This is a genomic window from Thermopirellula anaerolimosa (assembly GCF_054657335.1).
Genome location: NZ_BAAHYX010000004.1, coordinates 790780 through 814161 on the forward strand (window position 1 = coordinate 790780; position 23382 = coordinate 814161).

Below are 23382 nucleotides of genomic sequence, written 5' to 3' on the forward strand. Positions count from 1 at the left end.
CGGTGCACGAGATTGTCGAAGAAGCGGACCGTACCCTGGGGTGGACTGTAATTGGGCCCTGGTTTCCGGTAATATGGGTTTAGTGTCTGACTGAAGGTGGAGCGCGCTCTGCGTATCGCAAGAAGGCCTTTTTCGGCGGCGATCACAACCCCGTGAATCGCCGTGAATCGGCCGGGGTTCGGCCGTAATCGATTTTTGCGCGCGGTTCGGTGCGCGCTGCGCTCTCGAAGTCGATGCCCGTCGGTCTTTTCCCTCCCGCCTTCCGACTGAACCCATTCGTGCAAGGAACACAGGAGAACCCTACACCGTGCCACGACGAGACGACATCCGCTCCATCCTCTTGATCGGTTCGGGGCCCATCGTCATTGGGCAGGCTTGTGAGTTCGACTATTCGGGCACGCAAGCCTGCAAGGCGCTACGGGAGGAAGGCTATCGGGTCATCCTCATCAATTCCAACCCGGCCACCATCATGACCGACCCGGAGATGGCGGACCGCACGTACATCGAACCGGTGACATGGGAATTCGCGGCCAAGGTCATCGAAAAGGAGCGGCCGGATGCCCTGCTTCCCACCTTGGGAGGCCAGACCGGCTTGAACGTGGCCATGGACCTTTTCCGCCACGGTGTGTTGGAGCAGTACGGCGTGGAGATGATCGGCGCCAACTCGCAAGCCATCGCTAAGGCGGAAGAGCGCGATCAGTTCCGGCTGGCCATGCAAAAGATCGGACTGGAGGTTTGCCGAGGCAAGACCGTCCGCTCTCTTGCCGAAGCCCACGAAACGGTCAAGGAAATCGGACTCCCTTGCGTGGTTCGCCCCAGTTTCACGCTCGGCGGAAGCGGTTCCAGCGTGGCCTTCAATCTGGAACAGTTCGTGGAGAAAGTTTCCTGGGGATTGACCGCCTCTCCCATTAACGAAGTCTTGCTGGAGGAGTCGATCCTGGGTTGGAAGGAATTCGAGATGGAGGTGATGCGCGACGCGGACGACAACGTCGTGATCATCTGCTCCATCGAGAACTTCGATCCCATGGGCGTGCATACCGGGGATTCGATCACCGTCGCTCCCGCTCAAACGTTGACGGACAAGGAATACCAACGCATGCGAGACGCGTCCATCGCCGTGATTCGCGAGATCGGCGTGGACACCGGCGGATCGAACATCCAGTTCGCGATTCATCCGCGAACGGGCCGGATGGTGGTCATCGAGATGAACCCTCGCGTCAGTCGCTCCAGCGCCTTGGCATCCAAGGCTACGGGATTCCCCATCGCCAAAATTGCAGCCAAGCTGGCCGTCGGCTACCGGTTGCACGAATTGGCCAACGATATTACGCGGCGGACTCGGGCATGTTTTGAACCCACCATCGACTACGTCGTAACCAAGGTCCCCCGCTTCGCCTTCGAAAAGTTCCCGGAAGCGGACTCCGAACTGGGAACTCAGATGAAAAGCGTCGGCGAGACGATGGCGATCGGGCGATCGTTTAAGGAATCGCTGCAAAAGGCCTTGCGAGGACTGGAGGTCGGCGCCTTCGGGTTGGGGTGCGACGGCAAAGACCTCTGGGGGACACCGCAGCAACCGTCGCTAGAGGAAATCCGCTTTAAGCTGGCACACCCCAACGCCCAACGCATTTGGCATATCCGTTACGCCCTCAAAGCCGGAATGAGCGTGAACGAAATCCACGAGTTGACCGCGATCGACCCGTGGTTCCTGGAAAACATTCGGGAAATCGTGGATCTGGAGAATGCGTTACGGACTTTTTCCGACATCCAAGAGGTCCCCGACGACGTCCTACGGCAAGCCAAGCGCTACGGATTCTCCGACCGGCAACTCGCCCATATTTGGAATCGTGCGGAGGCGGAAATCCGCGCCCATCGGAAGGCTCGGGGCATCGTGCCCGCGTTCAAGGCCGTCGATACGTGCGCGGCCGAGTTCGAGGCTTACACCCCCTACTACTACTCGACCTACGAGGACGAGGACGAAACGCCCCCCAAACAGCCCGGCAAGAAGCGGATCATGATCTTGGGGGGGGGGCCGAATCGCATCGGACAGGGTATCGAGTTCGATTATTGCTGCTGCCATGCCAGCTTCGCCATGCGCGAGCTTGGCATCGAGTCCGTGATGGTCAACTCCAACCCGGAAACCGTCTCCACGGACTACGATACCAGCGATTTGTTGTTCTTCGAACCCTTGACATGCGAAGACATCCTCAACATCCAGGATCGCGTTCAAGCGGACGGCGTGATCGTTCAGTTCGGCGGGCAGACGCCTCTCAACCTGGCGCGAGCGCTTCAGGTCGCCGGAGCGCCCATCATCGGCACGAGCGTCGATACCATCGAGGACGCGGAAGATCGGGAACGGTTCGCGGAGTTACTGAAGCGATTGAACCTGCGACAACCGCCGAACGCCACCGCCCGGACCATGGACGAGGCGAGGGCGGCGGTCAATCAGGTGGGCTTTCCCGTCCTCGTCCGTCCCAGCTTCGTCTTGGGTGGTCGCGCCATGGAGATCTGCTATGACGATCAACAATTCGAGCGATTTGTAAAAGATGCCTTCGATGCTTCGGAAGGCCAACCCGTGCTCATCGACAGCTTCCTCGAAGACGCCGTGGAGCTGGATGTGGACGCCATCTCCGACGGGGAACGGGTGATCGTGGCCGGCATCATGGAGCACATCGAGGAAGCCGGCGTGCATTCCGGAGACTCGGCCTGCGCTCTGCCGCCCTTCAGCCTGCCCCAGCCCCTTCTCCAGGAAATTAGCGAAGCCACGAAAAAGATGGCCGCGGCTTTGAAGGTGGTGGGCTTGATGAACGTTCAATATGCGGTCAAACGCACGGGCAATGGCCACGTCCTGTACGTCCTGGAGGTCAATCCCCGAGCCAGTCGCACGGTTCCCTTCGTGTCCAAGGCCGTCGGCAAGCCTTTGGCTCGGGCCGCCGCCAAAGTGATGGTCGGCGTCACCTTGGCGGAACAAGGTTGGACCCAAATTCTCTCGCCGCGACACGTGTCGGTCAAAGAGGCCGTTCTACCGTTCATCAAGTTTCGGGGCGTGGATATCGTGCTGGGACCGGAGATGAAATCGACCGGCGAAGTGATGGGCATCAGCGATCGGTTCTCGGTGGCCTTCGCGAAAAGCCAGATTGCAGCGAGTACGATCCTTCCCGCAAGCGGAAAGATATTCCTCAGCGTGGCCGATCGCAACAAGGGCCATATTGCCGACATCGCCCGCCGTTTACAGACGCTGGGCTACGAACTCCTGGCGACCAAAGGCACGGCGGATTGCCTGGAGGCCGTCGGTATTCGCGTGGAGCGACTAAAGAAGATTCAGGAAGGCCACCCCAACATCCTCGATTACATCCTGAACGGGACGATCAAGCTGGTCATCAATACCCCCAGCGGCAAAGGGGCCAGGACCGATGAAGGGCAGATCCGTGCGAAAGCCATCGCGCACGGCGTTCCCTGCATCACAACGATCCCCGCCGCCGAAGCCGCAGTCCGCGCCATGGAGGCCATACGGGAGGGCGTTTCCTTCGACGTGACGGCCCTCCAGGACCTGTTTCCCGACTACCGCCGCTCAACCGGTCCGGCGATGAAGCCCGCCGCAGGTTAGACAAAAGTCTCGAGGCGGACCTATTGGGCGACCAATCCGCTGAGGAGTACGGACAGTAACGCCGCGACCCTCTGAAAACCGCCCGCTCGCATTTGATCCCGGCCAACTCCCAAGAGGCCGGCGCAAATCGGCCATTCGATCTGTTCCCAAAGCGACGAAAGCGTTACCATGACAGGCGGGTGAGGAACCCGACGAACGAACGCTTTTCCGGTTATCTCCAGGCCTGCCTTTTGAGAACTGTGCGAAGGGGAGACAAGCCCATGTTACGCCGAGTAGGACCTTGGCTCGCGGTTTTTGTGGTGGGAACGGTATTCGGACTGTCGGCCGCGATGCTTCGACCTCAGACGCCCGTACACACCGTAGCCACCGATCGCGCCTCCAACTTCGCCATCGCCACCGGATCCTTGGACAACGGGGTGGAAGGCTTCTTCTTTCTCGACTTCCTCACCGGTCAACTCCGCGGGGCCGTGCTCTCCAATCAAACGCGAAGTTTCCAAGCCTTGTACGAGGCCAACGTGTACGGGGACTTGCTGTCGTTCATCCAGATGAAAAACGCGGAGATTCAGGCGGCCAACGCCCAAGCCCGACGTTCCGGCGGCACGCCGCGTCCCGAAATCCAAGTGCCCCAGACGCCGAACTATCTGATCGTGACGGGCCTGGCCGACATCCGTCGCGGGCCGTCCGTCGGCGTACGACCCGGGCAGTCCGTCATTTACGTGGCCGAGACGAACACCGGGGTGGTCTTGGCCTATGCCATCCCTTGGTCGCCGGAGAGCCACTCCGCCAATCGCCCCTTCAGCAGCCCGTTGCAACTCTGGGCGGCCGACCAGTTCAGCACCGTCGTACTGCGGACCGAATAGCCCGCCGATTGCACCGCGGTCCTGACAATCACGGCCCGCGCAATGCCCGACGCTCCCAGTCCGCGCCCTCGGGGTCCGTTCGCTCGCATCGAGCGCCGCGACGGCTTTGCCGCGCACCGAGAGCGCTGAAGCTCCGCCCACGCGGTATTGGCGGCACGCTCCCCCCCGGACCGCGCTAGGCTCCATTTTTGTTAGAATGCGTACAATAGAACGATCTATGGGAGTCGATTTTCCCTCGCTTTTTCACCCCGAATCGACGCGCCGCATGAGCGAAAACATTCCCACCGTAAATATATTGCTGAACGGTGAAGAACGAGAGATTCCGGCTGGAATCACCGTCGGCGAGTTGCTGCGGCAACTCGGCTTGGCGGGCAAACCCGTCGCCGTGGAACGGAATTTGGAAGTGATACCGCTTGCCAAGCATGCCGAGACTTCGCTTCAGGCCGGTGATCGCTTGGAAATCGTCACCCTTGTGGGGGGAGGTTGAATCCCGTCATGACAGAGATCGCAAAGGATGGCCCGCTTACCATCGGTTCGCACGCGTTCGGCAGTCGCTTGATCGTGGGCACGGGCAAGTACTCGTCCTACGAAGTGATGCAACAAGCTTTGGAACTGTCGGGAGCCGAGTGCATTACGGTGGCGGTCCGGCGCGAGCGGCTTATGGATTCGGCCGGGCGCAACATTCTCGACTTCATCGACACGCGGCGGTACACCATCCTACCCAATACGGCGGGGTGTTTTTCCGCCGAGGACGCAGTGCGCGTGGCGCGGCTGGGGCGCGAAATCCTGTCGCAACTGAATAACCCGGGCGCCGATTGGGTCAAGCTCGAGGTCTTGGGCGACAAAAAGACGCTCCTGCCCGATCCCGTCGCCACCGTGCAGGCCACTGAAATCCTAGTGAAGGAGGGTTTCCAGGTGCTGGTCTACACGACCGACGATCCCGTCACGGCCAAGCGATTGAAGGAGGCGGGGGCCGCCAGCGTCATGCCGGCGGGCAGCCCCATCGGATCGGGACAGGGCGTGCTAAACCCCAACAACATCCGCATTTGCCTGGAGTATCTCAAGGAAAATGATCCCGGCTATCCCGTCATCGTGGACGCGGGCGTGGGCACCGCCAGCGACGTCACGTTTGCCATGGAATTGGGCGTGGACGGCGTCCTTCTGAACACCGGCATCGCTCATGCCAAAGATCCTTTGCGGATGGCGGTGGCCATGAAGTACGCGGCGGAAGCCGGTCGCTTGGCCTACTTGGCGGGCCGCATCCCCAAACGACTGTACGCCACGGCCAGCAGCCCGACGGAAGGCGTCATCTCCGCCGGCGCCTGACGGCCCGTGACGCCCCATCTCCGCCCGTTTCGCCGTTTTGAGCGCATGTTATGTCTTCCGCTCAAGAAATCCTGGGGCCGCAGGGCCGCATCGCCGCTCGATTGACGCGGTACGAAGCCAGGCCGCAACAGATTCAAATGGCCGAGGCCGTCGAGCGTGCCATCGGTGAAGGTCGGCATCTGGTGGTCGAGGCGGGCACGGGCGTCGGCAAGAGCTTCGCCTACCTCGTCCCCGCCATTTTGAAGGTGTCTTCCGGCGGCGACGCATCCGAGCGATCCCGACCCGTCGTCATATCCACGCACACCATCAGCCTGCAAGAGCAACTGCTGCACAAAGATATCCCGTTCTTGCGCAGCGTCATGCCCTACGAGTTCACGGCGGTGCTGGTCAAGGGTCGCGGCAATTACTTGAGTCGCCGCCGTTTGGCCAACGCCGTGAAAAGGGCGCGGACCCTGTTCGCCGACGAAGAGGCCGAACAACTTCTGCAAATCCGCCATTGGGCCGAAACAACGCAGGAAGGCTCCCTCTCCGACCTTCCCTTCCAACCGCTACACGCCGTGTGGGATGAGGTCGCCAGCGATCACACCAATTGCCTGGGTACGCGCTGTCCCAACTTCGATGAATGTTTCTTCTATCGCGCGCGGCGCCGGATGATGCACGCCCAGATTCTGATCGTCAATCACGCCTTGTTGTTCACCGACTTGGCGCTCCGCCGACGCAACGTCTCCATCCTGCCGGACTACGACGTGCTGGTCGTGGACGAGGCCCATACCATGGAATCCGCTGCCGCGGAGCAACTAGGCTTGCATTGCTCTTCGTCGCAAATACTCTACCACCTCAATAAGCTGTTCAACGAGCGGACGGGCCGGGGACTTCTGGCTCGTTCGGGCATGGCGGAATCGCGGCGGACTGTGCAAGACTGCGTGTACCGCCTCGACGATTTCTTTGCACAAATCGTGGATTGGTACGAGAACCAGCGACCCGGCAACGGTCGCGTGCGTTCACCGCAAGCCTTCCGCAACGCCCTTTCCGAGGGTTTGTCGCACCTGGCCGGCACCTTGACCCGCGAGATTCCGACGGACCTGCCCGCCGAAGAGAAACAGGATTTTATTTCCGCCGCTCAGCGACTGGAGGACCTGGCCCTTACCGTTACCTCCTGGATCGAGCAACGCGAACCGCAAACGGTGTACTGGGTGGAAGTGGAACAACGCTCGCGACGTCCTCGCGTCACCTTGGCCGCATCCCCCTTGAACGTGGCCGACATCCTCCGCGAACAACTTTTCCAAGAAGTCCCCAGCGTCATTCTGACCAGCGCCACGCTGACGGTGGGCAAGCAGGGTTTTGCCTTCTTTCGCTCCCGCATCGGACTGGGAAACGTGGAAACCTTGCAGTTAGGCGGGCCCTTCGACTATCAAAAGCAGGCGTCGTTGATTCTCGTCAAGGATATGCCGGACCCCGCCGTGGACGCGACCGGCCATCAAAAGGCCCTGGTGCGACTGCTACCTCGGTACGTCAGCCGAACGCAAGGCAGAGCGTTCGTTCTGTTCACCAGTTACGACATGCTCCGCAAGACCGCAACCGCCCTAGCCCCGTGGTTCACCGAAAACAACTACTCCCTGTTTTCCCAGGCCGAAGGTCTTCCCCGCCGAATGATGCTCGAGAAATTCAAGGTCGCCGAACGGGCCGTGCTATTCGGGACCGACAGTTTTTGGCAAGGCGTCGATGTCCCGGGCGAGGCCCTGCAAAATGTCATCATCACGCGACTTCCCTTCGCCGTACCGGACCGTCCTTTGATCGAGGCCCGCTTGGAAGCGCTTCGCGACGCCGGTCTCAATCCCTTCCAATCCTATCAACTGCCCGAGGCCGTCATCAAACTGAAGCAAGGCTTCGGACGTTTGATTCGCACTCGCGAAGACCGCGGGATTGTGGTCATCCTGGATCCCCGCATTTGCACCAAACCGTATGGTCGCGTGTTCTTGCAGTCGTTACCGCCGTGCCGCATCCTTGAGGAGAGCATCTTCGACCCGCAATAGCGTCGTCCGCCCGACGTTGGCAATTGCGACACTTCTGTTAGTAAACCAAGTGGAGGCCACCGAGACCCGTCGCGGCAATTGTTCAAAGGGAAGCAGGACGCTACATTGCCGGGTAATGCGTCGCGGCGGATTTCCGCTTCTCAACGCCCATCGGTCATGCCGGTCGGCCGCACGCGGCGGTTCGCCAAATCTCGGAGGAGCCGAATATGGAATGGTTGTTCGGAGATCCGACCTACCTCTACATCGGACTTCTCATCGTGGCGGCGATTCTGGGCGGAATGTTCATATCGACCGTTAGAAAGGAGTTCTTGTGGGGCGTCGTCGGCACCATCGGCTTGGCGGGACTGGTATTCCTGGCCGACTACCTGGTGACGACCGACCGCGAGGCGGTACAACAGACGATCGACGCCGGCATTGCCGCCTTGGAGGCAAATGATTTGTATTCGGTCCTCGACCTCCTTGCGCCTTCCGCGGAAGCCACGCGACAGCGGGCAAGTTGGGCCTTGGATCAGGTTCGCTTTACGCGAGTCCGCGTGTCGGGCGTCAAGATCACGATCCGGCGCGATACCGATCCGCCCACCGCCGAAGCCCGATTCTTCGCCGTCTTTCGATACGTGGATCGATCCGGTTCGAACGTGTACGGAGCCTATGCCGCCAACTTCCGCGTCCTCTTCGAGAAGGTGGACGACCGCTGGTTATTGACGGACCATTACGAATGGCAGACCGCCGGATTGTGACGAGCAAGCCCCGCCGTCGCGACCACCGGGATCTTGCGTGAGCTACTCCGCCTTGGATTCCTCCCGGTCCGTCTCGGCTACGGGAATCTCCGGGAGTTTACCGAGCGCGAATTACTCCCGTTGCGATGCGGCACTCGGTCGGGCGGCGGTGACGGGACCGGAGATGAACTCCTCTTCGAAACGCGTCGCGTAATGCAGGCGACTGGTCTCACCCTGAAAGCCGACGACGGATCGTTCCAAGTTCATCTCTTGCGACACGATGCGCCCGGCCTCGATGTCGAAGCGGACTTTGCCTTCATTGATCCGCTGGATCAATTGCACTTCGACCAAAGGATCGTCGATCGGTGTGAGTACGACGGTCTTCAAGCCGATCTCGGCCACGCCGGACTTGACCGACTCCAAGGTGAATTTTTGCTGCACCTTGACCCGCTTGATGACGCCCGAACGAAGAGGCACTTCCACTTCGTACGGAAACGACCACGAAGCCCCGACGGCGACGGGTTTTTCCGGCAGCGGGACGGTCAGCAGTCCCGGCGTCTGAAAGGCCTCGTTTTCCAACTGTTCGCGATGCAGGACTTGGCCCTGCGTGTCCAGCGTGATTCGGGCGAGGGGTTTTCCCACCGTTTTGGCCACGCCCTCGAACCCGACCGGCGGCGGATCGGATGACGTACTGTCGAACCTCACCTCGCTTCGTCCGGTCAACCGCTGCGACATGCGGACGTCCTGCACCGATTGCTCGAAGACGCAAGATCCGTCCGGACGTACTTCCCGAATTCGCCAAATCTTCGTGGAAACGCTGTTGGTCTCCGCTGCCTGCTCGACGTCGGCGACGGTCGTCCGCACGTTCGCGCGGTGCGTCACTTTCCAGTGCAACATTTCGCCCGGGCGAAATTTGTACCGCAGCAAATAGGTCGGACCGGTCGCCTCTTCCGCACGCAGACCTCCACCCGGCAAGCTCAAGATCAATGCCGCCGCCAACCCGGCAGACAGTAAGCGGCGAAGTTTCGCCCTCAAGCAAGCGGCACAGCCATAGCGGTTTTCCCAGCGATCTCGACGCAACATCGGAATCGTCTCCTTTCGATTCCCCGGGTCAGCAAGCCCCCCGACTTTGACAATCGCACACTCTTCGGTATTAGCCACCGGTTGAGCGGGCATGGAATCACACACTTTTGCACACTTGGGCCGTCCCCCATCGGGCGGCACCACCGTAGCCGACAATTGAGCGCGGCGACTCAAAGGCACTCGGCCCTTGTTGGGGTTATAGGAAGAACTCACGGATTAGAAAAGACCACTTATCCCCGCCGTCGAAGGGGATGCATTGCAACCAAATGCAACCAAAGTATGGATGCCGACCGCTGCTATTCGTGCCACTTCGAGCGAATGCGACCGCCCCAACCGAGTTTCTCGCGAAGCGTTCGATAATAACTGTGGCCCGGCGGTCGCACCAAACGAAACCGAGGCTCCGCCCGAGAGACCCGCACACGATCGCCGAGCAGGACCGTTTCGGCGGTCCTACCGTCCACCACCAGCATCGTGTGCTCCTGCGGTCGTCGTACGGAAAACTCGTAAACCCGGTCGGCCGAGTCCACGACCGGGCGGTTCGACAGCGTGTGCGGACTGATGGGGCAGATCAGAATGGCGTCCAAGTCCTTCCGTAGGATCGGCCCGCCCGCGGACAACGAGTGCGCCGTCGAACCGACGGGCGTGGCGACGATCAGCCCGTCTCCGCTGTACACGGTCGCCGCTTCCCCATCCACGGTAAACTCCACATCCAAGATGCCGAAAGGAGGTCCGTTGAGAATGGCGGCCTCATTCAAAACCAACTCCTGGAGCACCGGTTCCCCGTTCCTTATTAGGCAGCAATCCAACATCAAGTGTTCGACCACGGGGAGCGGTCCTTTTTCCGCCAAGGCCAAGACCGGTTCCAATTCGTCGGGCGACACATCGGCCAGGAACCCCAGCTTCCCCAAATTGACCGCGATGACCGGCAGTTGGCGGCGTCCCATCTGTCTGGCTGCTCGCAGGATGGAACCGTCGCCGCCCAAGACGATCACGAAGTCGGCGGGCAACTCCGATAGATCCACCTCGCCCCCGAAGTCCACTGCCAAGACTTCGGCATAATGTTCGATGACGGGCAACAACCGCTCGGCCTGAATCCGTACGTCTTCGCGCCCCCCAAACCCCAGCACGATTACCTTCATGAGAGGGTTCCTTCGCCCACGGAGGTGACGAATCACCGCAGCCTGATTTCCGACTTGCGGCCAAGCACCGCGGCGGTCCGAAGGGTTGCCGAGCCTCGGCCTATTTCAAAGAATCGCTTCCGTGCGGGGAGTCGGGCGGAGTACGCCACGTTCCGCCAACATCCGAGAACAAACATCCGCGATGGCTTGCGGAGTCAGCCCCAATTCCTCCAATTGCTCGGCGCGTTCGGCGTGTTCGATGTAGCGGTCCGGAATGCCCAATCGCCGGATGTGCGACGTTTCCAGGCCCGCGTCATTCGCGGCTTCCAGGACCGCGCTGCCGAATCCGCCCTGAAGCACGCCCTCTTCCACCGTGACCACCACGGGGAATTGCCGCACGGCATCCAAAACCAATTCTCGATCCAGCGGTTTGACGAACCGAACATTGATCAGACCGCACTCCCAGCCTTCGCTCGCCAAAAGTTCGGTCGCTTTCACGCAAGCCCCCAACAGCGCCCCACAAGCCAGAATCACGCCGTGGCGTCCGGAGCGGACCCATTCGCCCTTTCCATGCCGCACCGGGTTCACCGGTCGCGGCACGCGCTCGGCCTTGGCTTTGGGATAGCGAATGGCGACCGGACCGTCGTGCTGCAAGGCGAATTTCAACATGGGCAGCATTTCGGCGGCGTCTCCCGGCGCCATGACCGTCAGATTGGGGAACGGGCGGAGGTAGGCGATATCGAACACGCCGTGATGGGTGGGGCCGTCGGCGCCGACGACTCCCGCCCGATCCAACAAGAACACGATCGGCAGGTTTTGCAGCGACGCCTCTTGGAAGATTTGGTCGTACGCCCGTTGCAAGAACGTGCTGTAGATATCCACGATTGGTCGCAAACCGGCCTTGGCCATACCGCAGGCCAAACCGACCGCATGAGACTCGCAAATACCCACGTCGAAGAACCGCTCGGGATAGCGGTCCCGAACGGGTTCCAGCATATTGCCCTGACACATCGCCGCCGTAATCACCACGACGCGATGGTCGGACTCCATAGCGGCCAGAACGGCGTCGCGCGCGGCCTCCGTGTACGATACCGAGGACCCGTTGCGGAACTGCACCTCGCTGCCGTTGACGCGCTCGAAGGGAGCGGGAGCGTGGAACGTCCGCGGGTCTTTTTCCGCCGGCGGGAAACCGTGCCCCTTCTCGGTGATGACATGGAGCAGAACCGGACCGGGATACTGCTGGACCATGCGGAGATACTTTTGCAAGGACGCCACGTTGTGACCGTCCACCGGTCCCACATAGTGGAATCCCAACTCCTCGAACAGCATTCCCCCGAGCATCCCCGCTTTCACCGCGTCGCGGAGTTGGTCGAAGAGTTTCTCCATGGAGTCGCCGACCAGCGGAACTTTCCCCAGTAAGCGATAAAGTTCATGCTTTAGACCCGAGTACAACGGCATCATCCGCAGGCGGTCGAGATATTCGGCGACCCCGCCGACCCTTTGGCAGATGGACATCTTGTTATCGTTCAAGACGACCGTCAGCGGCTTCTTCAACCATCCGGCGTGGTTCATGGCCTCGAACACAATGCCGGAGGGAAACGCGCCGTCGCCGATGACGGCCACCACATGCCTTTTTTCGTCGGGCCGCAAAAGATCGTCGCCGCACTTCAATCCCACCCCAGCCGAGATACTGCATCCCGCATGGCCGGTCACGAACAAGTCGTAGGGACTTTCAGCGGGATTGGGATAGCCCATTAACCCGCCTTTGGTCCTGATGGTATGGAAGAGCGGATATCGGCCGGTGACCATTTTGTGCGGATAGATCTGATGGCCGGTGTCCCAGATCAATCGATCGCGTTCAAAATCGAAGACTGTGTGCAGGGCCAGCGTCAATTCGATGACGCCCAAGTTCGAGGCGAAATGGGCCGAGCGCGTCCCCAACAAGCGGCACATCGCCTCGCGCATTTCCGCCGCCAACTGCTGGAGTTGAGCGACCGACAGTTCCTTCAGGTCCGCAGGCGACTTGATGCGAGAGAGCAGTGAATCCATCAACGTTTCCGCTCCGCGATATAACGAGCGAGGGCCGTCAGGTGTCGAGCATCCGCGCCGAGACTTTCCGCGGCCCGGCAAGCCTGCTCGACCGCCGCCGCCGTGCGGCGACGACTTTCTTGAATCCCGAGCAATCCCGGAAACGTCAGTTTGCTGCGGTCTCGATCTTTTCCCAGACGCTTTCCCACGACGCCCTCTTCACCTTCTACGTCGAGGAGATCATCGGTGATCTGGAACGCCAACCCCAACTGCCGCCCGTACTCCGCCAAAGCCTGACGACGTCGACCGTCCGCCTCGGCAACGACTGCACCCAACACCAGCGAGACCTCGATCAACGCCCCGGTCTTCCGCCGATGAATGCGTTCCAGCAACTCCAGCGAGTGCCCCCCCTTTTCGGCTAGAATGTCGTCCACCTGTCCGCCGACAAGTCGACAGGCACCGGCGGCTTCCGCTAACAGAGCACAACACTCCCCCGCCTTTCCCTTAGGGGAAGTATGCTTAGCCAACACCTCAAAGGCAAGTGTCAAAAGCGCATCACCAGCCAAAATCGCCGTGGCCTCATCGAATTGGCGATGACAGGTCGGGCGCCCCCGTCGCAGATCGTCATCATCCATGGCGGGCAGGTCGTCGTGGATGAGGGAGTACGCGTGAATCATCTCCACGGCACACGCCGCCGGAAGGGCGTCGGCAACGTTTCCCCCGCAGGCCTCGGCGGACAACATCACCAACAGCGGGCGCAAACGCTTTCCCTCCGCCAAGAGACTGTAACGCATGGCATCCTTGAGCCGAGGGGGGCACTCGTCCGGCAGTTGGGTAAAGCCGTCCAGCGCCGCATCGACCGACTTTCGCAACTCTTCCATGTGGAGTTGCGTATCTTCCCAACACACCGTGCCGGCCATCATCCCATCGCCTTCCCGATTCCTCGATCAGCGCGGCCTCGACTCGCTTCCTCTTTATCGAACGCGGGCGCTCACGTTTCACACACTCAGCCCGGTCTCGGCTCTCCGTGATTTCGCGACTCCGTCCACGTCCGCGCATCCCGGCGTTTACTTCGCGTCTCCCGCTTTTCATCCAAGGAGACATCCTCCTCGCGGTATGTCTGCAAAACCGGCTGTCCGTCCGCGTCGCTGCCGGTCACGATTTGAATGCGTTGCTCGGCATCCGCTAGAAGACGATGACACGTCCGAATCAGGCGAACCCCTTTTTCGTACTCGGCCAACGACTCCTGCAATCCCAACTCCCCGCTTTCCAATCGCCGGACGATTCGTTCCAGATCCGCCAAAGCCTCCTCGAACGAGGGTCGCTGCTCTTCGGACGGGTTTTGATCCGCCTCGGGACGATCTTGGACCACCGCGTGCTCCTCCCTGCCCTTGAACTGTCGTCGGAAGTCGCCGCCCGACAAGACTCACTCCCACTCGATGGTCGCGGGCGGCTTAGAACTGATATCGTACACCACCCGATTCACGCCGGAAACCTCATTGATAATCCGCGTGGCGATCCGGGACAGCAAATCGTACGGCAATCGAGACCAATCGGCGGTCATGAAATCCTCGGTATCCACCGCGCGTACTGCGACCACGTCCTCGTACGTACGGGCGTCGCCCATCACACCCACCGACTGCACCGGCAAGAGCACGGCGAACGCCTGCGCCGTCTTGCGGTACCAACCCGCGTGGCGAATCTCCTCCACCACAATGGCGTCCGCGCGGCGGAGAATCTCAAGGCGGTCCTTCGTCACCTCCCCCACGCAACGCACCGCCAAACCCGGACCGGGAAACGGATGCCGCCAAACGATGTCCTCCGGCAACCCCAATTGCAGGCCCAACTGTCGGACCTCGTCCTTGAACAGGTTGCGTAGCGGTTCGATCAATTCGAAGCTCATGTCTTCCGGCAAACCGCCCACGTTGTGATGCAGCTTGATCGTCGCCGCCGGTCCGTCCCGCAGACCGCCGCTCTCGATCACGTCCGGATAGAGCGTCCCCTGGGCCAAGAATCTGGCGTTGGCGATTCCGGCGGCGGCCTCGCTGAAACACTCCACGAATACCCGACCGATAATGCGTCGCTTTTCCTGGGGGTTGACCACGCCCGCGAGCGCCCCCAAGAAACGGTCCTCAGCGCGGACCACATGCAGATCGGTACGGAAATGGGTCGTGAATTCCCGGATGACGCTCTCCACCTCTCCCCGGCGGAGCAGGCCGTTGTCCACCAGGATGCACGCCGCTCGATCGCCAATCGCCCGCGACAACAGCGCGGCCACGACCGCGGAATCCACGCCGCCCGACAACCCGCAAATGACGCGATCCTCGCCCACGCGCTCGCGAATCTCCCCGGTCACTTGCTCGGCGAAATCCTCCAAACGCCAATTCCCGCCGCAACCGCAGATTTCCCGGACGAAATTGCGCAAGATTTGCCCGCCCACGGGCGTATGCGTCACTTCGGGATGGAATTGCAATCCGTACAAAGGCCGCTTTCGGTGGCGAACCGCTGCGAGCGGGCAACTCGGCGTCGCGGCCAGCGGCACAAAGTCCTCTGGGATCGCCGTGACTTGATCGCCGTGGCTCATCCAAACCTGGAACTCCTCGGGCAGACCTCGCAGCAAATCATTCTCGTGAAGCACGCGGCACTGCGCTCGCCCGTATTCACGACTCCGCCCGCTCTCGACCTTCCCTCCCAAAGCTTGGCACACCAACTGCATTCCGTAACAGATTCCCAAGATCGGAATCGGCAGTTGGAACAGGTCGGGATCGCAGCGGGGACTATCCTCTCCATGCACGCTGGCCGGACCGCCCGAGAATACCAAGCCGCGCGGCGCGATCTCGCGGACCCTTTCGGCCGAGATGTCATGCCGCACAATCAACGCGTACACATTCTGCTCGCGAATTCTCCGCGCGATCAGTTGCGCGTATTGCGACCCGAAATCCAATACCAGAATCTTTTCGTCGGTTAGATCGGTCATGGACAAGAATCACTCCGCTTGGCCGGGCACGTTGGCTATTCCCGAAGCGGCAAGGAAAGGAAAAAGGGCGAACCCGCGGAGGGTACCGCCCTTGCTGCTTCGTCACGCAATCGGCTCATTCCGGAGCGCGCGGCGTGTGGAACCTCGCGTCCTTTCGCACCTCGCCTCAACGTTTCGGGAACAGATTGCCGCCGTAAATCGCCGACTCGCCCAGCATTTCCTCGATCCGCAAAAGCTGATTGTACTTCGCGATGCGATCCGTTCGCGAAGCGGATCCGGTCTTGATCTGACCGGTTCCCAAGGCGACGGCCAAATCGGCGATAGTGGTGTCCTCGGTCTCCCCGCTGCGGTGGCTGATGACGCAGGTATAACCGGCGCGGCGCGCCATGTCGATGCAGTCCAGGGTCTCCGTCAACGAACCGATTTGGTTCACCTTGATGAGAATGCTGTTGGCGACCCCCAACTCGATCCCTTTAGCCAACCTCTTGGTATTGGTGACGAACAAGTCGTCGCCCACGATCTGTACCTTGTTTCCCAATTGCTTGGTCATCAAGGCCCAACCGTCCCAGTCATCCTGTTCGCACCCGTCTTCGATGGAGCAGATCGAGTACTTCTCGATCCACGAGTCCAGCATTTCCACAACGGCGGCGGCCGAATACTCTTTTCCACCGAGCTTGTAAACGCCCTTCTTGCCGTCCACGGCCAATTCGCTGGCGGCTACGTCCAGGGCAATGAAAACCTGCTTGCCCAATTCGTAACCGGCCCGATCGATCGCTTCTTTGATGCACTTCAAGGCATCCTCATTGCTCTTCAAGTCGGGAGCGAAGCCGCCTTCATCGCCGACGTTGGTGGATAGTCCGCGATCCTTCAACACCTTGCGGAGGTTGTGAAACACCTCGCAACCGCATCGGATCGCATCGGCGAACGAACCGAAGCCCAGCGGCATGATCATGAATTCTTGGATGTCCACGTCGTTGTCGGCGTGGGCGCCGCCGTTGATGATGTTCATCATGGGGGCGGGCAGAACCCGGGCACCGACCCCACCCAAGTACCGGAACAACGGCAAACCGCAGTAATCTGCGGCGGCGTGCGCCGTGGCCAACGACACCCCTAAGATGGCGTTCGCGCCGAGCTTGCTCTTATTCTCCGTCCCGTCCAGTTCCAACATCCGGGTATCAACGCCGACCTGGTCCAGGGCGTCCATGCCGCAAATCTCGTCCGCCAACTCTTCATTGACGTTCGCCACGGCCTTCTCGACGCTTTTGCCGAGGTACTTGGCCGGATCCTTGTCGCGAAGCTCCAAGGCCTCGTGCGTGCCCGTGCTGGCTCCGCTGGGCACCGCCGCGCGTCCCAACGACCCGCCCTCCAGGACGACGTCAACCTCGACGGTCGGATTTCCGCGACTGTCCAAAATCTGCCTAGCCCGAATGTCTACAATGGTGGAACTCATGCCTCGTCCTTTCTGATGCCCTTCGGAAGCAAACCCGAAGATCGACTCTTGACCCCGGTCCAAGCGTCCGCCCTCCCGGCGGTAAAACCATTATTATGCGGTTTGCCGCCGCGGCCGAACAGGGTGTGCCCCTCTCTAGAAGGAACCCCTGCCCGCAAAAACAACCCCGTTCAGGGGGAGACGAACTTCGGTCCCAAGGCGCCGCGAAAAAATAAACGCGAGCGCCCACCCTTCGGCGGAACGCTCGCGACTCACTTGCAGGCTGCAAACGCCCGGACCGCGGAAGACACCGCGGCACGGCCGCAATCAATACTCGCGGGTGGTGGTGATGCCCGGCATCGGGACGGGATACTTACCGTCCGGACCGGCTTGCAGGGGGGCGGGCGAATCGTCCGTGAGCTGATCCAAACCCGGCGCCATCTCGTGGTCGCTGTTGAGGATGTCGTCGTAGGTGACCTCTTGGCCGGTATGGGCGGCCATGCGGCCCATCGACGTCACCAAACTGGCGCGAACGCCCCGCTCCACCTCGTTATGCGGCTGATCCTTCAGAATCGCCGCGATCAGGGCGTTCCACTCGTTCTGATACGGATCCTGCTCCTCCGGCGCAACCTGCGATTCCCAGATCTGCTGGGTACGATCCGGCAACTGCCCCTTGAAAATGGCCGAGGGCATGCCGCAGTCGCCGTTCCGAGACCCGATCGCCGAGCCTTTCGATCCGTGCAAATAGCTGGAATAGATGTCCTGGCAACCCGTCATGCAGCGACCGTCGAAGGACATCTTGGTGCCGTCGGGATAGGTGTACTCGATCGCATAGACATCGAAGTTCTGATCGATGTAAGGCACGCCCTCCGGGCCCATGCGGTAGTGTCGACCACCCAAACCCTGCGCTTTGATCGGCCAATCGTTCTTGAGCCAAGACAAGTGATCGATGATATGGATGTAGAAATCGCTGTAGCAACCGCCGCTCGCCCAGATGAAACTGTGGAACCGCTGCACCTGATACTTCAATTCACTAATGCCCTCCGGTTTCGGCAAGGAGGCGAAGAAACCGACCGGGCCGTGCATCCGATAGCCGCGTTGATGAATGATATCGCCGATCTCGCCGTCGTGGACGCGTTTCGCCAACTCTTGCAGGGCACGACTGTGACGCGACATCAAGCCGACGCCGACCTTGAGGTTCTTCTCCACCGAGCGTTTGGCCAACTCGAACATCCGACGACTGGTCGGGCCGTCCACCGTCACCGGCTTTTCCATGAAGACGTTCAAGCCCTTCTCGATGGCGTACGTGAAATGGACCCAGCGGAAGGCCGGCGGCGTTGCCAGGATGACCACGTCCCCCGGTCGCAAGCAATCCATGGCCTTGCGATAGGCGTCGAAACCCAAGAACTTGCGATCGTCCGGCACATCCACCTGCGATTCGAAACGCTGGCTGAGACTGCCGAAACAGCCCGCCAGACGATTGGGAAACACATCGGCCATGGCCACCAATTTGATGGGCACGCCCTTGACGGACATGGCGTTCGCCGCCGCTCCGCCTCCCCGCCCGCCGCATCCGACAAGAGCGATCCGAATGGTGTTGTCCTCGGCGGCATGAACGCCCGAAAACGCGGTGCCGGCCAGGGTCGAGACCGCGGCGATGCGTCCGGTGGTCTTCAGGAAACTACGGCGTGACGCCCCGGAAAGAGGCTGACTCATGGGGAAACCTCCGACAGATGGAACGTGCGAGCGGTAACAACTACGGTGGGCGCCGGCCAAACACGATGCTCGCGGCGCAAGCCCTATTTTGACACGGCCAGGCGCGATGTCAACAGACCGACCCGCTTGCGCTTGAGCGATTCACTAAGGGACGCGCTGCGGTGATTCAGCGCGGCTTCGCGGCGAAGCACCCCATGACCGCCTCTTCGAGATCGTGGAAGGCGGGCAAGGTCGTGCTCAGACCCAAACGCTCGATGAGCTTGCGATCCGCATCGGTCAACCCGCAGAGTCGCAGCAGACCGCCGCGACCGTCCACGAACCGATGCACCGCCAAGAGTTCGTTGATCAAGAAGGCGCTCAGACCGTCCAATCCCGTCAACTCCAGGACCACGCGCTCGGCGAGGCAACGATCGATCAACTCGCACAATTCCCTGGCCAGGGGCGTCCGATCGGTGCGACGATCGGGCGGAAGACACTGAATCACGAGCCAGCCCTCGCCCCGCCCCACCTCGAAATCCCAACCCGTACGTACGGTTTTCATCGCATCCTCCCGCCCGACTAAAGGAGAGAAACGGCGGTCTACGCACGAGCGAAGGTGCTGATCGGAGAAGATGATCCGGTAGTAATTTTAGCCGCAGTCCGAACCAGGCCAATAACCCAAACGGGTTGAGGGTCGGTCACAGCGGCAATTTCGGCCTTTTGCCGCGAGTCGGTGCATGCAGTGACGACGGCGACTGCATGTGGCGGCGCGGACTCGCCGGCAAGATACCGACGAGTGCGGCCTCTTTACCCCTCGCCATCCGCTCACGTGCCGTCCGGAAAGAACGGGAAAAGCTTGCGGATTTCCTCGCGGGAAGGCTGCCGACCGTACTCGCAAATCTCAAAGGCTTCGGCATACTGCACGCGGGACCCGGCCTCTCGGCCGTAGAGTTCGATCAGCTTGTCGCGGAATCTCTCCGCGGTGGCCGCAAAACGCCGCCGAAAATTCTCCCGTGCACGCTGCCTCGCCTTCTCGTACTCATCGGGAGTTTTGGGGGCCGTTTCCACCGATCCTAAAGCTCCGCCCTCCACGAATTGCGACTCGATCGCCACCAAGGCGTCGAGCTTCTTTTCAATCACGCCGTCGATCGCGACGACGATGTCGGCTCGAAAAGGATTGGGAGTTTGAAAGCGATCCTCGGAAAAGAGAAACACCGGATTGCTCTTCAGCGGCGTCACGTCCGGACAGAAGAACGGCACCGCCACCATGTAGGCCGAATCCTGCATCAACACGCCCGTGTATCGATGGTCCGGATGATAGTCATTCGGCCGATGCCCGATCACGACGTCCGCGTTCCACAACCGAATCAGCCGCGTCACGGTCCGACGGTGCTCCAGGGTCGGCATCAATTCGCCGTCGTGGATGTCGAGGACCTCGGTCGTGATCCCCAAGATATCCGCGGCCCGTTGCACTTCGCCGATCCGTCGCTGGGCCAAGGGCCCGCCGGCCATCCCCCAATGTCCGATATCTCCGTTGGTCATGGAGACGAACTTGACGGCATGGCCCTTCTCCGCCCACATGGCGGCAGCGCCCCCGGCCCGAATCTCGCAATCATCCGGATGAGCGCCGAAAACGATCACACGTATCGGTCGCGGTTCCTCCGCCGCCAAGGACGATGACCTTTCCAAGCCCAGCGCGAATAACGCCGAAACCGCGACCACGACCCCGGCGACCGCCCGGTTCGCGACCGCAAGTTTACAACCCCCAACAAGCCAAGCGATTACGGTATTTGGACGGTCGTTCCAAGCATTCATCCCAAGACTCTCCTGTGCGACTCGAAGCGGAAATTGAACTCATTCGCCGACCGAAACGCGCCTTCGAGAAACCAATCTACCCGCCGGGGCGCGTCGCGGCAAACTCTTTTCCTTCGCCGGGGACCCCCGCAGAAGGCACGACCACGTCCAATCGGGACTCCCTGCACTCCGACGACGAATCGAAGTCGCGAGTCTTTCGGCCGGATTGCCAACCGCCGCCGCACACCTTACGCTGGCTTGCCGATCGGCAACTCCCAGTCACTAGCACTCAGCCTGAGCGACTAACCGATGAAAAACCGTTTCCCCGTGACGAGCGATGGCATGTTTGTTCGTTGCGTATTCCTGATCGCCGCCCTGGCGGTTTCCGCCGCTTGTGCCGGATCGATCGAAACCACCGTTCGGGCCGATGAGAACACGAACCTCCCCGACATCCTGCAACCGCCGCCGCGTCGCGAGTCGCCGACTCTTCGGCCGCCATCCCGGTATCGCCGGGACGACCTCGGCCCGAACTCCCTTGCCGAACTAGGCTTTCTGGATGTCACCGCGGCGCCGTTCCTTGCCGATCCCAGCGGCAAGAAGGATTCCACCGAAGCCATCCAAGCGGCAGTGGATTTCGCCCGTGAAAACCAACTGGTCTGTTACTTTCCGGCAGGCGACTATCTTGTTTCGGACACGATCGTTTGCGAGCAGTACCGCCGCTTGCGTCCCGACGGCGTCTCCCGGTTCGGCGACCGCAACTATCCCTGCGTCTTGATGGGCCGGCGCGGCGGCGCACGACGACCGCGTCTCATCTTGGCCCCGCACAGTCCCGGCTACGGCGATCCCGGTTCCCCCAAGTATGTGGTTCACTTTTGGGCGCCCGGCGCCGGGCGCGAAGCTCCCATCGATCGACCGCAGCCGAACATCTCTATGAACCAAATGTTCGTGGGTATCGACATTCTGATCGGAGAAGGGAATCCCGGCGCGGTGGCCATTCGGCATCGGGCCGCGCAAGGATCCGGCGTCCAAGACTGCACGCTCGACGTCCGCCACGGTTACTGCGGCCTGGAGGGCGGCGCCGGGTCCGGAGGAAGCCATGCCGGAGTCACGATCCTGGGCGGTCAAATCGGCTTGGACCTCCGCGAAACGCAGCCTGCGCCTACCGTCACCGGATTCACGTTGATCGGCCAGCGCGGGGCCGCCGTTGTTTGCGCGAGTCGCCAAACGTCCGTGCTGGTGGGGTCGATCATTCGATTTGCCGGCACCGGCCCCGCCGTCATTTCGGGCGATCTCAACCGAGGCGCCCACCACGGGCAACTGTGCATGATCGACAGCATCATCGAACATGAGGGCGGACAAGGCGACACGGCGATTGGGTCCGGTTCCAGTCTCTATTTGAGAAACGTCTATTTCCGCGGGTTCGCAACACCGGTCGTCCAGTCGGGAGTCGCCGCCCTTCCCTCGCCTTCCCAAACCGCAAACGATCGGCCCGCATGGCGGCACATCACCGAGTTCACCGCGGGCACCGCTCAGACCGCCACGGCATGGGGCTGGAACCGGCGGAAATACACCTATCCCTCCCCCATCTATTTGGACGGAAAGAAACAGGCTGATCCCTGGTATTTGAAGAGCGAGGATGCGACACCGCCGCCGGGCGACCTTCAGGCTCGGCACCTTTGGGACCACGACTTCCCGCATTGGCAAATCTCCGGGGCCGTCAACGTCAAAACTGCGCCGTACGGAGCGCGAGGAGACGGCGTGACGGACGACACCCTCGCCATCCAACGGGCCGTCGACGAAAACGACACCGTCTTTCTGCCCAAGGGTACCTACGCCGTCTCCAAAACCCTGCGTCTCCGCCCCGAGACGCGGCTTATCGGCGTCCATCGCTGCTTCACTTGGTTGCAGCCGGTCTCCGCTCCCGGCGGCGATTTCACCGATCCTCAAGCCCCCCGGCCGGTCGTGGAAACAGCCGACGACGCGGAGGCCGCCACCATTTTGGCCGATCTCGGCATCCGCACCGCGGCGGATTCGCAGGCGGCCTACTGTCTCCACTGGCAAGCGGGGCGGCGGTCGATCTTCCGCGACGTCAATATCGAATTCGCGTTCCGCTCTCGACCGCAGGGGCTTCAATGGCCCGAAGACGAGGCCGAACTCGCTCGACTTTTCGACCACCCCCTGGTCCTGGTGGACGGCAACGGCGGGGGACGCTGGTACAACTTTCACCAGGAAAGCTCTTCGGGGCACGGTCCGGAGTATCGGCACATGCTGATCCAAGAAACGCGGCAACCGCTACACATGTATCAGTGCAACCCCGAACATGCCCGCGGCCTGGCGAATCTGGAGATCCGTCGCGCCGAAAACGTATTCATCTACGGCCTCAAGGGCGAGTATTTCCGCCCGATCGTGAAAATCACGGAAAGCCGTCGCGTCGGGATTTTCGGCTACGGAGGAGTCGCCGCCGCCGAACCGGGAAAAGCGCTGTTCACGGTCGAGAACTCGACCGACTTCGTATTGGTCAGTCTGGTCGATTCGCCCCGCTTCCCCAGCGGCCAACCCGACACCTTCTTCGCGGGCGACGGAGTCGATCCCGAACTGTGGCACATGCTCATCGAGCGGACGGCAAAGGGCGAAGAGATTCGCACGGAACCGCTGGAACGCCCGGTCCTGTACAAGCGCGGCGATTGGTAACCCTCACGCCTTGCCCGGCGCTATCGCCTGC

Annotated in this window: 17 protein-coding genes; 7 read left to right on the top strand and 10 right to left on the bottom strand. The window is 61.2% G+C overall.

All coding sequences use genetic code 11. From position 1 onward, the window contains the following. Window positions 1-307 precede the first annotated feature (307 nt). The 6 genes from carB to ACYQ6J_RS03660 all read left to right on the top strand — a co-directional run bounded on the left by carB (window position 308) and on the right by ACYQ6J_RS03660 (window position 8557). Window positions 308-3601 (top strand): carbamoyl-phosphate synthase large subunit, encoded by a 3294-nt coding sequence (carB, locus tag ACYQ6J_RS03635; protein WP_460182836.1) that lies wholly within the window; start codon window positions 308-310, stop codon window positions 3599-3601. Window positions 3602-3861: 260 nt separating this feature from the next. Then, window positions 3862-4461 carry a hypothetical protein gene (locus tag ACYQ6J_RS03640; protein WP_460182837.1) on the top strand — a complete coding sequence of 200 codons (600 nt, stop codon included), beginning with the start codon at window positions 3862-3864 and terminating at the stop codon, window positions 4459-4461. Between the two features lie 265 nt (window positions 4462-4726). Next, the gene (gene thiS / locus ACYQ6J_RS03645; RefSeq protein WP_460182838.1) at window positions 4727-4948 is read left to right on the top strand and encodes a sulfur carrier protein ThiS; all 222 of its coding nucleotides are present in this window, start codon (window positions 4727-4729) and stop codon (window positions 4946-4948) included. A gap of 8 nt (window positions 4949-4956) precedes the next feature. After that, window positions 4957-5787, top strand: coding sequence for a thiazole synthase (locus tag ACYQ6J_RS03650; RefSeq protein WP_460182839.1), 831 nt, complete (start codon window positions 4957-4959; stop codon window positions 5785-5787). Window positions 5788-5837: 50 nt separating this feature from the next. Then, a complete protein-coding gene (locus tag ACYQ6J_RS03655; protein WP_460182840.1) occupies window positions 5838-7820 on the top strand; it encodes an ATP-dependent DNA helicase in 1983 nt (660 codons plus the stop codon). 206 nt (window positions 7821-8026) lie between these two features. Next, the gene (locus tag ACYQ6J_RS03660; RefSeq protein ID WP_460182841.1) at window positions 8027-8557 is read left to right on the top strand and encodes a hypothetical protein; all 531 of its coding nucleotides are present in this window, start codon (window positions 8027-8029) and stop codon (window positions 8555-8557) included. A gap of 111 nt (window positions 8558-8668) precedes the next feature. Here ACYQ6J_RS03660 and ACYQ6J_RS03665 read toward each other — a convergent pair whose 3' ends face one another. The 10 genes from ACYQ6J_RS03665 to ACYQ6J_RS03710 all read right to left on the bottom strand — a co-directional run bounded on the left by ACYQ6J_RS03665 (window position 8669) and on the right by ACYQ6J_RS03710 (window position 20681). Next, complete coding sequence (locus ACYQ6J_RS03665) at window positions 8669-9619, bottom strand: hypothetical protein (protein ID WP_460182842.1); 951 nt, start codon at window positions 9617-9619, stop codon at window positions 8669-8671. Between the two features lie 296 nt (window positions 9620-9915). Further along, window positions 9916-10758, bottom strand: a complete 843-nt coding sequence (locus ACYQ6J_RS03670; RefSeq protein ID WP_460182843.1) for an NAD(+)/NADH kinase — start codon at window positions 10756-10758, stop codon at window positions 9916-9918. 105 nt (window positions 10759-10863) lie between these two features. Then, window positions 10864-12786, bottom strand: a complete 1923-nt coding sequence (gene dxs, locus ACYQ6J_RS03675; protein WP_460182844.1) for a 1-deoxy-D-xylulose-5-phosphate synthase — start codon at window positions 12784-12786, stop codon at window positions 10864-10866. Continuing rightward, window positions 12786-13688, bottom strand: coding sequence for a polyprenyl synthetase family protein (locus tag ACYQ6J_RS03680; protein WP_460182845.1), 903 nt, complete (start codon window positions 13686-13688; stop codon window positions 12786-12788). The genes dxs and ACYQ6J_RS03680 overlap by 1 nt, the downstream gene beginning before the upstream one ends. Window positions 13689-13771: 83 nt before the next feature. Continuing rightward, complete coding sequence (gene xseB / locus ACYQ6J_RS03685) at window positions 13772-14137, bottom strand: exodeoxyribonuclease VII small subunit (RefSeq protein ID WP_460182846.1); 366 nt, start codon at window positions 14135-14137, stop codon at window positions 13772-13774. A gap of 54 nt (window positions 14138-14191) precedes the next feature. Beyond that, window positions 14192-15742: a glutamine-hydrolyzing GMP synthase gene (gene guaA / locus ACYQ6J_RS03690; protein WP_460182847.1), complete on the bottom strand. Its 1551-nt coding sequence runs from the start codon at window positions 15740-15742 to the stop codon at window positions 14192-14194. Between the two features lie 166 nt (window positions 15743-15908). Beyond that, window positions 15909-17192: a phosphopyruvate hydratase gene (eno, locus tag ACYQ6J_RS03695; RefSeq protein WP_460182848.1), complete on the bottom strand. Its 1284-nt coding sequence runs from the start codon at window positions 17190-17192 to the stop codon at window positions 15909-15911. A gap of 306 nt (window positions 17193-17498) precedes the next feature. Next, the gene (locus ACYQ6J_RS03700; protein WP_460182849.1) at window positions 17499-18887 is read right to left on the bottom strand and encodes a Gfo/Idh/MocA family protein; all 1389 of its coding nucleotides are present in this window, start codon (window positions 18885-18887) and stop codon (window positions 17499-17501) included. Between the two features lie 166 nt (window positions 18888-19053). Next, window positions 19054-19428 carry an STAS domain-containing protein gene (locus ACYQ6J_RS03705; RefSeq protein ID WP_460182850.1) on the bottom strand — a complete coding sequence of 125 codons (375 nt, stop codon included), beginning with the start codon at window positions 19426-19428 and terminating at the stop codon, window positions 19054-19056. 263 nt (window positions 19429-19691) lie between these two features. Next, window positions 19692-20681: a PIG-L deacetylase family protein gene (locus tag ACYQ6J_RS03710; protein WP_460182851.1), complete on the bottom strand. Its 990-nt coding sequence runs from the start codon at window positions 20679-20681 to the stop codon at window positions 19692-19694. Between the two features lie 321 nt (window positions 20682-21002). Between ACYQ6J_RS03710 and ACYQ6J_RS03715 the strand changes: the two genes are divergently transcribed. Then, window positions 21003-23351, top strand: coding sequence for a glycosyl hydrolase family 28-related protein (locus tag ACYQ6J_RS03715; RefSeq protein ID WP_460182852.1), 2349 nt, complete (start codon window positions 21003-21005; stop codon window positions 23349-23351). Window positions 23352-23382 lie beyond the last annotated feature (31 nt).